Below are 11,587 nucleotides of genomic sequence, written 5' to 3'. Positions count from 1 at the left end.
TCCACCGATCCGCTCATGCCAGGCTGTATCGCGCGCAAGCCGAAGGATGGCTAGGTGGGGGCCTCATGCCGGTTACGGTTGACTGGACCTTAGACGCGAAACTATCGTGTCCGGCGGCCAAGACACCCCACGACTGCGATCACAATCAGCGTACGTCGCAGTTGCGCATATAGCTCACGAGCTCGAATCTCACGTAGCGCCAGGTTGCAGGCCTGCAAAAGCAAAGGCAAAGCTGTACCACGCAGGTCTATGGCTCGTTGGCAAATCAAGTTCGGCGGCGTAGCTTACTATTTCTCAACCTTGTTGCGTGTCAGGGCGATCATGCACTTAGATCTTTGCCAGGACGGGAAGAGCTCTCGCCGGCTATTGCTGGGCATTGAACCGAGCGAATTCGCAATGTGGCAAATAGACGAATACTGGAATGCGCAATGACCAATGTGATCATGCATCTGTTCGCGCACCACCGGCGCGCGATCCGGTGACCAGAAGCTCGCAATCACCAGAAGTTCGCAACCAACAGAAGTTCGCAACCAACAGCTTCCCGCCGCTAGGCAAGTCGATGTACGGCCTGCCTGCTGGATAGGGAGGGGCGCATCGAGATCACGATCAATAACCGAAATGGCAGGATCGATTTCCATCCAAGCAATGGATATTAAAATGCGAAGGAATGGGAACCTCTTTGGTTCAATGCGCCGAACAAGGCATCTTGCCGAATAGGATTGGAATTCGGTTCGCCCCATCTAGCACAAACCCGATGGCTCCATGACTACTGGAGCAAAGCGAACCTGAACCAGATCGATTTAATCTGGATGGATTTGCAGGAAGCGGTCACCGCTGGGCAGCAGAGCGTGACTCTGCTTTCCCAGGTTCAGACTGATCCATTAGGCGACGATGGCGGCGAGGTAGACTGCAGCCAAGAAGTTTCTGGCAAGTTTGTCGTAGCGAGTTGCAACGCCCCTGAAATCCTTGAGTCGGCAGAAACAGCGCTCGATAACATTGCGCCCTTTGTAGACGCGTTTGCCGAAGCTCTGGAGGGTCACCGTTGGATTTGTTTGGAATGACGGGCTTCACGCCGCGATTGACGATTTCGGCGCGAAAGCCGTCGTGGCCTTTGTCCCCAATGAGGGTAGTCATGGGGGTGCGAGTTTCAAAAGGGCCGGCCGCGCGGCAATATCTGCGTCTTGTCTCGGAGTAAGATGAAATGCGCAAGGTTTGCAATCAGGGTCGTCCAGCGCGTAGATTTTCGTCGTTCGCCCACCGCCCGAGCGGCCGATCGCCTATTCATGTTCTCCTTTTCCGCCGCTCGCGGAGCGATGCGCTTTGATCGAGGTGGAGTCGATGGACAAAGTCGCGCCGTCCTTGCCGCAGCGGGCGAGCGTTTCAAAGACCGCCTTCCAATGGCCGCGCTTGGCCCAGCAATTGAAACGATTGTAGATCGTCGTGTAGGGACCATAGTCAGGCGGGCAATCGCGCCAGCGTGCGCCGCACTGAGCGTGTGAACGATACCGCTGATGATCCGTCGATCGTCTTCGCGCGCGGGGCCCGTCTGGTTCGTTGACAGACGCGGCTCTCTCTATCTGAACCCACTGCTTGTCGTTGAGCCAGAACAGTCCTTTGCGCATCGAAGTCCGCCATGCCGAATCAACTCGGTGCCAGGGAATCAGAACCAGCTGATTAGGTACAGACCCTTAGAGCAGAAAAGGGCCGCATCCCAGCGGCCGCTTCGCGGTTACAGTCGCTACTCCTGATAAAATGCCAGCCCGGCAGGGCGGGCTGGCCAGTGCTGCCGCCAGAGTACCCTAAGCCGGGCGCTCCATATCGCCGATAAGGATGACGTCGTCGCCTGGAACGTACCGTGAATCGGAAATGTGATTCCGCATTTCTGCCCTCCTCCGTAAATCGGAATCCCTTCTTGTAGAAAAATTCTGAAGCTCCCTCGTCTTGAGAAATAAGGGATAGACTGGAAAGGCCCGCTGAATCCCTAATCCGATCGGCAATGTCCAGCATAGCCGCCCCGACTCCTTTGTACCTCGACCAGTCGAGACTCTCTATGGTGAGAATTCGCAAAGTGTCGCGCCGCGGCGCCACGTTCATACTTCCCACCTTGTTGCGTTGATGGGCATTAGAAAACAAAGAAACGAGTTGGACATTGCCGCTATTGCTGATTGCTGTGTACAGCCTGACTTGCTCACCCCGCCGCTTGTCAAAAGCGAAAGAGGCTGGTCCCTCGGCTGCTAAAGCGGCCGTAAAAGCGGTCGTATCCGCGCGAGCGGCGCCCGCCAGCGCATCGCGCTGCTTGTGCAGACTCCGCTCGCCGGAGGGCACATTGTAGTGATTGATTCTCATCGCAACGGGATTGCTATTCGGACAAGCTTTCGAAAAGCTGACGTGCCCAAGGTTTGCAATCGGGGTCGCTCAGCGCGTGCCACAGCGCGAGCGGCCGATCGCCTGTTCAAGCTGCCGCATTTTCCGCTGCTCGCCGAGCGATGCGCTTTGATCGAGGTGGAATCGATGGACAAAGTCATTCCGTCCTTGTAGCAGCAGGGCGAGCGCTTCAAAGATCGCCCGCCAATGGCCGCGCTTGGCCCAGCGATGGAAACGATGGAGATCGTCGTGTAAGGGCCATAGTCGCGCGGGCAGTCGCGCCAGCGTGCGCCACGCTGAAGCATGTGAATGATCCGCTGATGATGCGTCGTCGCCATCGCGCGCCGGCCCCGGCTGGTTCGTTGGCAGATGCGGCTCGATCTGAGCCCACTGCTTGTCGTTGGGTCAGAACAGTCCGTTGCGCATCGAAGTCCCCGTACCGATTCAACTCGGCGCGAGGGAATCAGAGCTCGCTAATTAGGTACAGACCCTAATTGGTAGCTGAAATATCGCGCTTGCTCGGTATCTCTGGTAGTGCCGCAATCCTCAGCAAGCTGAGCGGGGCGCGTAGCCTTTTTGGATACGAAATCCGAGTATTCCGGTGGATTAGCGGCGACTACTTGATTTCATCGGCATAAAGGGCCCTCGCTTCTCTCCTAAATGCAGACCTGTCGATCTCCTCGATGGAGGCTCGGGAAACGAGCGAGTACGGCCGCTCCGTTGCCGAGGACGAAATGCCATAATAATCCCGCGCCGCGAACGGTTTCCGCAAAGCTTGGCTATCTCCTCACGGCCTCCATTCATCAGCCTGACTAGCGGTTGTGGATTGGCTGGATGAGCCAGGGCTTCGGCCATGCATCAGATTCGCTCTCCTGTCGGCAAAGTTGGGATGCTGAGCGTCGTGCCGCGCAACCCAAGAGGAGCCCAATAGGAACCCTAGCTGACGACAGTACGCGCTCGGCCTCCGCACCACCGATCGCACCGGTTATGTAGGCCAACAACGAAACTGAGGACGAGGATAACTGCGGGGCAGCGCGACCTTACCCGAAACAAAGTAGCCAAGGCGACGGTTCGGCCAATTCCATCTACTCGTGTATGCGTCAGTGCTGGCCACCATCCGAGTCATTGGCCTGAGCGGGCGTGAGCAGTTGATCTTATAGACCTGGGCTCGACCGGTCCAAACCACCTCTGCCGAACAGGAGCAGATCAATTCCCCGAAGCCGCTGAGAGGGCACTCAAGCAGCACCAGGCTCGGAAGAAACAAGACGAACAATGGCGCAAACGTCAGAGGGACACACTCGAGAATGATCGGGGAGCGAGCCCGAAGCGAGATGTGGCGCAGGGCCTGACAGATAAAGGAAGAAGAAACGTGGTGAGACAATAACGCCAATGAAGTCGGCGAGAAAAACCTATCCAACATCGCCGAAAACTCGCGCTGCTCTATTGCTGGGCTAATGGCATGGGATATCATTCCCGGAGTCCAGAAGATGGACAGGAAATCCGCCCGGAGCCTTGGTGTCTCAGCATCAGTCTACAGAATCAGATCGCCCCCCAAAACGAAATCTTTGTCCAACGCAGGCGGGGCGGCCAACGGGCCCGGTTTGAAGCTAGTAAAGGGAGCGAAACGAAAAAGGCCCTCAACGAGGGTGGGCTTGGCGGCATCGCATTTGAGTTGGGAACTTGGGCGCGGGTACAACTGTGTCCGGCCGAAACTCGTCAGTTTCCTGAAAGCTAAGCTCCTTAACATGAGAACGTGGTTTCTTGACCACGGATGCCGCCCATGCGTCAACTGGTGACGAATCCAGCGAAAGCTCTGGCGGTTTTGAACCCATGTTCCAACCAATAGGAGAGCTGTATGGACAATCGGATCGACGGTGCTGGGCCTCCAGGGTCCCCAAGCGCCTACGAGTGGACTCAAGAAGATCATGACCTATTTAGTCGATAACCCACCGGAAGCTCAAATGCTGCGAGTCGGGTCGACGGGGGCGCCAGATTTCGGAGCGTTCTTCGTTGAGACCCGACGCCATCGTACGCCTCTCCCGGAGCAATGGGCCCCCCTGGCGCTTATTGAAAAGCTGCGTGAACAGGGGCTCATGCCAACCGCAGACCACCCAACAACCATTTCGCTCGACGGCAAGCTTTATAACGCCGAGCTAAAGGAAGGAGGGTTCGTTAGGCTTACACGTCAGGCCTGAGATCTGTGGTGGCTGAGCCAACTTGGTTGGGCGGAAGCACTCCGGCCCAGCCGACTTGGACTACCTAGACAATTCACCGTTCCCTACTGAACGGTCCGCATCGCCAGCGCGCATTTTGCAAATCCGCTGGCAGCTGGCGAACATGAACGCTGTGGCAGTTGAGTGGCTGCGCAAGCTCATGGCGGTCCGGGAGTTTCCTGAATACAGCACCGGCCAACAGCGATGCTGCGCTAGCGTTCGCGATCGCTCTTGCTATCGCTCGGTGTTGACCCGGTGAGTATGATGAAGCATCCTGCGCGGCAGGCCTGTCGAACATAAGATGTGAGAAGGTGATGCCAGCCGTGGTCGGAGCGAGTTCGATTTCATATCGCTCCGCCGAAGAGTGGAAGCGATAACATCTAATCGGCGGTTTCCGGAATATACCGTGCTGCCCAGATTCACTGGACGATGCTCCTGACGCGTACTCCCCGACTGGGCTAAGTCGGCGACCATTAGATGCAGAATCGTGTTCCGGCGGATAGGGAATTCACGGCCCACCTGCGGCATCGATCTCGGCGACTTTCGTGATCAGCGGCTTGACGGTGTTGACGTGTCACGAGGCGGCAGCCTAACGCGTTTGAGCTGGGCGAATACGTCCATTCCATCTTTGAGCCATAACGAATGGAAGGAGAAACTCGTGATGAGCGCCAAAATCGCCCCGCGCGCGAGCCGGTGGTGCCGAGCGCAAGTACTAACGTGGCGTCGGAGGTCTCGTGTCCTTAAGACGGCAATGCCGGTGACCTGACAATTGCCTTGCCAATCGAAAATCAAAAGAGATGCGCCCACGCGATCACGAGGGCGAGGGAGGTGGTGAAGCCGACGTGCCCGGACGGAGATGGATGATGTTCTGGTCGAGAGCCGGGATCGTAAAGCGGCCAAACGCCTGCTGTGTAAACTGCTGAAGAAGAGTGACATGCCCTGCGCGTCATGATCACGGATCTTGGGTTATATGGCGCTGCTCGCAGGGCCCTTCCTCGTGCTCTGCGTAACACCTGCGCCCGTCAGCTTGTGATCAGCTTGTCTGAGTAACATTCGCAGCACCGCCTAAGCAGCCCGACGCACTCGGGAGAGACTTACGTCGAAGGGAACGCGAACCGCCATGGATAATCGAATTAGTGGCTCATCCACACGCGCCAGCCAAGCTGACGAACCGAGGCAGTCGGTGGACAGCGACAGCTTTACCGAAACACTTGCGGGCCTGCCGTCCCGAGCGGCGCCGGATCCCCATGCTGGTTTGTCATTGGCGCCAACACAGCCGTACTCGCTCGTTTCCCAACCTCGTATCGTGGAGCTCGAAACGTCTTCATTCGCCTGGGAGTTGCCCGACAAAATGGGGCTCTGCGCCAGTAAGCCACATACCTCGGATGCAGATTTTCACAGTTCAACCTCTTCCAGCTCCACTACATCCCCTCCACCCAGGCCGCTGTTTGAATACAGGACGGTCGAATTGCCTCAGGCGAATGTAGACGGCATCTGCGTTGGGCTGACTGCGGAGTGGCTCCGCAATCTGAGCAGCAGCCCGTCAGCCCGAATGGATGCGCTCATACCGGAATCAGAAGGGCACCACTCAGCGGCTGAGCGGCAGCAGCAGTATCAGGACCTCAAGGATCGGTTGCGAAGTGAGGGAGCAGGAGCTTCTCAGGCCGACCTTGAGGCACAAAACACCATTTTGCGGGAAGCGGGCCTGGCACCGTCCGGAAGAGAGAACAAATACGGATTCGGCGAGCCCTCGAGGTTCTCGCGCGTGCTGGACAAAATTACCGGCGACGGATCGAAGTATTTGCTGAGTTTGTATTTCGCCGAAGGCGGCGCACACACAGTTGCGACGTCGGCGTCGAATGGAACAACCACGCTCTTCGACCCCAACTATGGAGAATTTACTGTTCCATCAGACCAGATGGGGTCATTGTTCCAAAGCCTCGCCAATCGTTACAGGAATCCTCCCAACGGGCGGCATTTATCGACAGTCACCACACAAAAGATGTACTGAGTCGGGCCTGAAGGCCGCTGGCGACTAATGCCTTCTCGTGGCGAACGAGTCGGTCGTGCTGACATTGGCTATTCCGGCTGTTGTCCCCTTGGGGCCGTCATGGCCGCCTCAAGGTGTTCGAGGATGTCCCGGATCTCGGCCGCCAAAGATGCTCCAAGCGGGGTCAACCCGACCAGTCGGCTCCTACTTCTGATGCGAGGTGTTCCGCGAGACTGCTGACGGAGCGGGCGACACGGGATGTCTCGTGGAGGACGATTGGCGATCGAGTTGAACGAGGCCCTGCGTATCAGAATGTGCGCTCCGTGAACGTCGGACGCCACAGGTGTTCAGCACGATCTCAAGCCGGGTATCCGTGTTGCGACCGATGCCGGATCACCGGCTAATGCGCCTGTCATCGCCGGCAGGTCGCCGACATAGCGATCGATCACGCGAAACCGTCAGGGCGATGGCCGACTGGTTGGTCGTAACGGAATAGAGGTTACACGTCGGACCTCCTTAAAGATGCGCGCTTGCATCGTCTGAACAGCCGGGCGGACGCCGCTGCAACCGAATGAAACCACGATAAAGCCGTGGCTCAACCTAGCTACCCCACCAAAGTCCGCGGCCGGCAAGTTCTGCATCGCCTTGAAATCAGCAAGCGAGGGCCGCATCATCGAGCCCGGAAAGCTGTGAAACGGTGTTGTGATGGTGGGCCGCGGCAATATCAAGGGTAGGGCTGTAATTCTTCTAAAGAACCCGAGATCTCGGCTCGCTCGCGTAACAAGGTATGGTACCTTAGCCCCGAAGCGGAATAAGCATAGCCGTAGAAAAGGCCAGCCGCGGGGAAAATGCGCCGCCCCTCGCCTTGCAAAGCGTGAGCACCGCGCCCCCTCTGTGCGTCAGCTTATTGTCAGCTCGCGCGCCTATCACTGTCCACAGGACTCGAGCAGGCCAGTACGGTGCAACTTTTGCGATAGGAGACCAAACGTCGTGTATAACAGAATCACTGGTTCTTCCAGCCAATTTCCAAGCGCGAGCCAAGCCGATGAATCGGAGCTGTCAGCAGATGGCGGGAGGTTTACCGAAACGCTTGCAGACACGGCCCCTGGTTCCTCCTCGGGGGTGGCACGGCCGTACTCCCTCGTTTCAGAACCTCCCATCGATGAGATCGACAGGGAGTCGTTCAGGCAAGAACTGAGAAATTTCTATGGTAACGACATCAAGCACATGGCCAATAATCCGCAAGAGTACTCGGATTTCGTTTCCGAAAAAGCTGAGCGCACAGCGATGGTCGCCAGAGCCGGATCCACCGTACAGGATTCGGACCAGGCGCGATATTTCAGCTATCAATTGGGTGACAAGAGTGTCGGGCTTCTAAAAACCGAAGGTCGACGTCGCATGGGAGGAGAGGCGTGGGAGCAGCACTTTCCTGGGCGGAAACACGTCTCGTCCGTTGTCGATCTCCGGGTTACTCATCCGCTCGTTGAGAACGCAGGCGATGTTCTGCTGGAACACCAACTTCGGCTTGACGGTAAGCGGGCGTTGGTCATGTCGCGTCCTGCCACGGATGAGGTGAAGCCCCGTCTAGAGCAGATGGGTTTTGTTCGCGTTGGTGACAATGAAGATGACAATGAATATGTGCTTGACCCTAGGCAGCATCCCGACAAGTGGACGCTGAACGAGGAGGGAAAATGGCAGCGGGTGGACAAGCCTCGCCTATATCTCTCCAAAGCTGAGAGTAGCGATGAGGAAAACGAAGGAAGTGTCGAGGAATATTCGGGCGAAGAATACATCGAAACGGATTCATCTGGGGACGATCCTTCTTGGTACTTCGACCGGCTCAATTTAGGCCCGGGGACCGGCTAGCAGAAGTCACGCCGGGTGCAGCTTGACTTCTCATACCGGCATGCACCGGGGCCAAGGCGACGCTGCAACGGGAGCACCCGGCACGCGCGGGTGTGCTCTCGTTGCGGCGCGCGAGCAGAAATAAATTAGAAGCGGCGGCGGTTCCCGAATTCGCAGGCAGAGCAACTTCTTTGAATTGCTAGTCAGCTGCTCTGAGCTGCCTTTTGGTCATTGGCAACTCTCTGGGATTTGAACGCTCCACAAGCATCGTGCGCAGCGCCGACGAAGTGGCCAAACGATTCTTGATGCTTATCGTGATTGATCATCAAGTTGTTTTCATCGTCTTTGAATGGCGTATTCAAGCTGGCGTTTAGTGGCAACCGGGAGCTTTTGTGTAAGCAGCATCCTACACGCGCGGTCACGAAGTGATCTGAGACTGCTACAGCTGTCCTGGTTGGCGCATGTCGAATCATATGATGAGCCGATTGGGCCAGTTGCGTGATTCTTGCAGGGCGCTTGGCGGGACGATCTAATGAGGTGTGCCCCCCTAACCGAGTAACGGGCCAAGCCGAATGTCGCGGTCGCCTATGCGATCTGCGCTTCAATAACATTAAGTCGGCGCGCTATGGACTTCCGCCTGACGATCATCGACGAAGACGGCAGGCACAGACCATGGCCCATTGTGGTGGTGCGGAAGGGTATCTGAGGAGCAAGCGATGGAAGCAGTCTGGCTCTATATCGATGAAAAAACACCCGCGCGTGATGGGAGCCACATCGGCCGTTCGCGGGATAACCCCAATCAGTGTCTCAAAGAGCATGATGGTGAAGTGTCGCCTGGCATACCCCGTTCTTGGCAGCAGCGATGATGGGAGATCAGTCGATAGAAAGTCGCACAGCGAACCGCCTTTTGAAGGCCTAGGCCGATTTGAGACTCATGGTGCAAGATGGCGAGATGCTTGGTGAACGTGCGAAAGCTTCTTCGCCGTGATCGATCGCGCCACGATTGGCAATCAGAATCCTAAATTCGATGACCTTGACCAGCGCGGGGTCAAGCTTTGAAACGGTGGCCTATTACGTGGGCCTTGACGCGGCTCACTCCGTAGCCTGGCCGTGACTTTAGTGGAAGAGGAGCCGTTTCCGACGGTGCGCGGCCGACGGATCCCTAGGCTCGTCGCGAGGCAAGCCCTCGGCCGCAGCTTCGCGGCATGCTGCGGGAACGATTAGGAATGTGGTGAGGTAGAAAAGCAAAGGTCTGGTGCTGAAACCAAAATTGCAGGTTAGAAAGCATCCTTTGGAAAGCTTGTCCGGGCCTCGCAGTAGAGGTGCTTTACCAGCTCAAGGAAAACCGAGCGCCCGGTTGCCGGCATTGGAAGCGGAAGAAGAGAGATGACCTACATCTACGGTTTGCTCAGCAGTTTGTTCGAATTTCAGCAGACAATGCACGGGCGAGCATGGCACTCGGACGCTGCGCAGCAGCCCTGGCTGGAGGCGACGAGGGAGCCAGAGAACAAGGTGGTCTACGTCGATTTCAAAGCCATTCGCGAGGCAAAGGAGGGGACGTGAGAGCACAAGTTCTTGAAAAACTCGAGGCCGGCCGCGTGCGATACGGCGAATTTGCTAGCGCGCCGGGATCAGGTCCTTGCGGCCTGTTTTTTGTTCAGGGGCCTTGTGGCTGCAAACTCAGGATAGTCGGATTTGTTCGCCCAGGGTGGGAGCATGTCTCCGTCTCGACGCCTAGACGTTGTCCGAACTGGGAAGAGATGTGCTTCGTCAAAGACCTGTTTTGGGATGAAGAGGAGTGCGTGATGCAGCTGCACCCACCTCATTCGCAATACGTGAATAACAGCCGGTATTGCCTGCATCTCTGGAAGCCGACTCGTCAAGAAATTCCGATGCCACCAACGAGCTTTGTCGGCCTCGTCGGGCTCGGGCCATCGGAAGCGGCAATCCTATTTGAACGGATGAGAGCGCTGTTGTGAAAGCCCCGTCGCCGAAGGTGTAGCGATGCCCGCAGGCGTGCGTGAGCATGTCCAGACATCTTCGGCATGATGAGCAAAGCTCGTAGCTGCGCCGATGAGAAAAGGCAAAGCAAAATCCGCTCCGAGCGACGCTCGTCAGACTGACGTCAGGTACGTTGCTTAAGCGTTGAGCCGCCAATCGGCAGTAAGCACTTATCACCCACCGAAACGAATATGTCTGGCTCTATGGAGAATATGGTACGGCTCGATTGGGTGCCGTGCTGGTTGCGATCGGCGTGTGACATAGCCGCCTTGTGCTGCGTCGCCTGCCTCTTGATGATGGCCCTTACTGTCATAAGTCTCATTGGTTGCCTATTGCTGCTGGTTCAGGTGAGGCGGCGTTTTTGGCCAGTGCAGCTGGAGAAGTCCGTTGACGCGAGGCGAACCAAACCGCTTTCAAGCCAAAGCTGAAGACATTCCCGCCATTGGAACTCGGCGATTGTCCACATGCGAGAAGGAGACAATGGCCGTGGGCGCACTTGGTTGCGCGAGGTCTTCTTCCTGAGAAAGGCGCGTGAGACCTTCTACGAGCATCTCGGAACGGAAGAGAGTTGAAAAGGGGCCCATGCTTCAACGCTGCGTAGGAGGGCACGAAATCACTCGGGCATGCTCTCGGTGCCGTGCCCACCTTTGGGCATTGCGCTAGAAAATCGAGAATGCGCGCGAGCCGCGGCGGTCTCGAGGGCAACCGGAACAGTGCACCTATCAACGCAAGCTAGGGATTTGGCCGTAGAACAGCCAGACCTCAATCTACTGGCGGCCTAATTGGTATCCGTCCGGTGAGGCGTTCACCGGATGCGTACTCGACCAGCGGATCAAGAACGATGCTTTGGCCGAGGCCGCGATCGCGTTCTTTGGTGCGGTGTGGGCACGAGAACGGACGACGGTCATTGTGGCGAAGGCAAGCATGCCGTGTGAGACATGGCGATGCCCGCCTGCCAGGAGCGGGTTTCTTGTGATCAAGACCAAGCTCGTTCTTGGTCGTTTCCAAGCCGTCCTCGACGGCCCAGCGATCGCCTTCCACTGACGCCAGCTTTTGAATGGACGTGCCTTGGTCATCACGTGGAGTAAAATGCCAAGTGCATGTTTCGCGGGATCGTGAGCACGGATTTCAGGGGATCGTGAGCACGGATTTCGCGGGATCGTGAGCAGCTTTT

7 protein-coding genes and 2 pseudogenes are annotated in these 11,587 nt (G+C 57.1%); 5 read left to right on the top strand and 4 right to left on the bottom strand.

The window, feature by feature from the left end; all coding sequences use genetic code 11:
• Positions 1 to 881 precede the first annotated feature (881 nt).
• From AAFX91_RS33085 to AAFX91_RS33075, 3 genes and pseudogenes are all read right to left on the bottom strand, one after another.
• Positions 882 to 1,040, bottom strand: coding sequence for a transposase (locus tag AAFX91_RS33085; RefSeq protein ID WP_394569365.1), 159 nt, complete (start codon positions 1,038 to 1,040; stop codon positions 882 to 884).
• 237 nt (positions 1,041 to 1,277) lie between these two features.
• Positions 1,278 to 1,622, bottom strand: a complete 345-nt coding sequence (locus AAFX91_RS33080) for an IS5 family transposase (protein WP_063623419.1) — start codon at positions 1,620 to 1,622, stop codon at positions 1,278 to 1,280.
• A 773-nt stretch (positions 1,623 to 2,395) separates the two neighbouring features.
• A pseudogene (locus tag AAFX91_RS33075) lies at positions 2,396 to 2,766 on the bottom strand (transposase); the annotation flags it as partial.
• A 2,994-nt stretch (positions 2,767 to 5,760) separates the two neighbouring features.
• On the opposite strand from AAFX91_RS33075, the gene AAFX91_RS33070 reads away from it, so the two are divergent.
• The 5 genes from AAFX91_RS33070 to AAFX91_RS33050 all read left to right on the top strand — a co-directional run bounded on the left by AAFX91_RS33070 (position 5,761) and on the right by AAFX91_RS33050 (position 10,391).
• Positions 5,761 to 6,588 (top strand): YopT-type cysteine protease domain-containing protein, encoded by an 828-nt coding sequence (locus tag AAFX91_RS33070; protein WP_245475126.1) that lies wholly within the window; start codon positions 5,761 to 5,763, stop codon positions 6,586 to 6,588.
• A gap of 969 nt (positions 6,589 to 7,557) precedes the next feature.
• Positions 7,558 to 8,433: a host specificity protein gene (locus tag AAFX91_RS33065; RefSeq protein WP_130230645.1), complete on the top strand. Its 876-nt coding sequence runs from the start codon at positions 7,558 to 7,560 to the stop codon at positions 8,431 to 8,433.
• 203 nt (positions 8,434 to 8,636) lie between these two features.
• Positions 8,637 to 8,786 carry a hypothetical protein gene (locus AAFX91_RS33060; protein WP_165421469.1) on the top strand — a complete coding sequence of 50 codons (150 nt, stop codon included), beginning with the start codon at positions 8,637 to 8,639 and terminating at the stop codon, positions 8,784 to 8,786.
• A 1,012-nt stretch (positions 8,787 to 9,798) separates the two neighbouring features.
• Positions 9,799 to 9,975: a hypothetical protein gene (locus AAFX91_RS33055; protein WP_394569364.1), complete on the top strand. Its 177-nt coding sequence runs from the start codon at positions 9,799 to 9,801 to the stop codon at positions 9,973 to 9,975.
• Positions 9,972 to 10,391 carry a hypothetical protein gene (locus tag AAFX91_RS33050; RefSeq protein WP_130231713.1) on the top strand — a complete coding sequence of 140 codons (420 nt, stop codon included), beginning with the start codon at positions 9,972 to 9,974 and terminating at the stop codon, positions 10,389 to 10,391. The genes AAFX91_RS33055 and AAFX91_RS33050 overlap by 4 nt, the downstream gene beginning before the upstream one ends.
• 789 nt (positions 10,392 to 11,180) lie before the next feature.
• Here the strand turns inward: AAFX91_RS33050 and AAFX91_RS33045 are convergent.
• Positions 11,181 to 11,481: pseudogene (locus AAFX91_RS33045) on the bottom strand (hypothetical protein); the annotation flags it as partial.
• Positions 11,482 to 11,587: the final 106 nt, after the last annotated feature.

The sequence above is a fragment of the Bradyrhizobium sp. 31Argb genome, assembly GCF_043638955.1.
In the GTDB taxonomy this organism is placed as follows: Bacteria; Pseudomonadota; Alphaproteobacteria; order Rhizobiales; family Xanthobacteraceae; genus Bradyrhizobium.
Note: the sequence above shows the minus strand (reverse complement) of the source record. Positions and strands in the feature narration are given on the sequence as shown.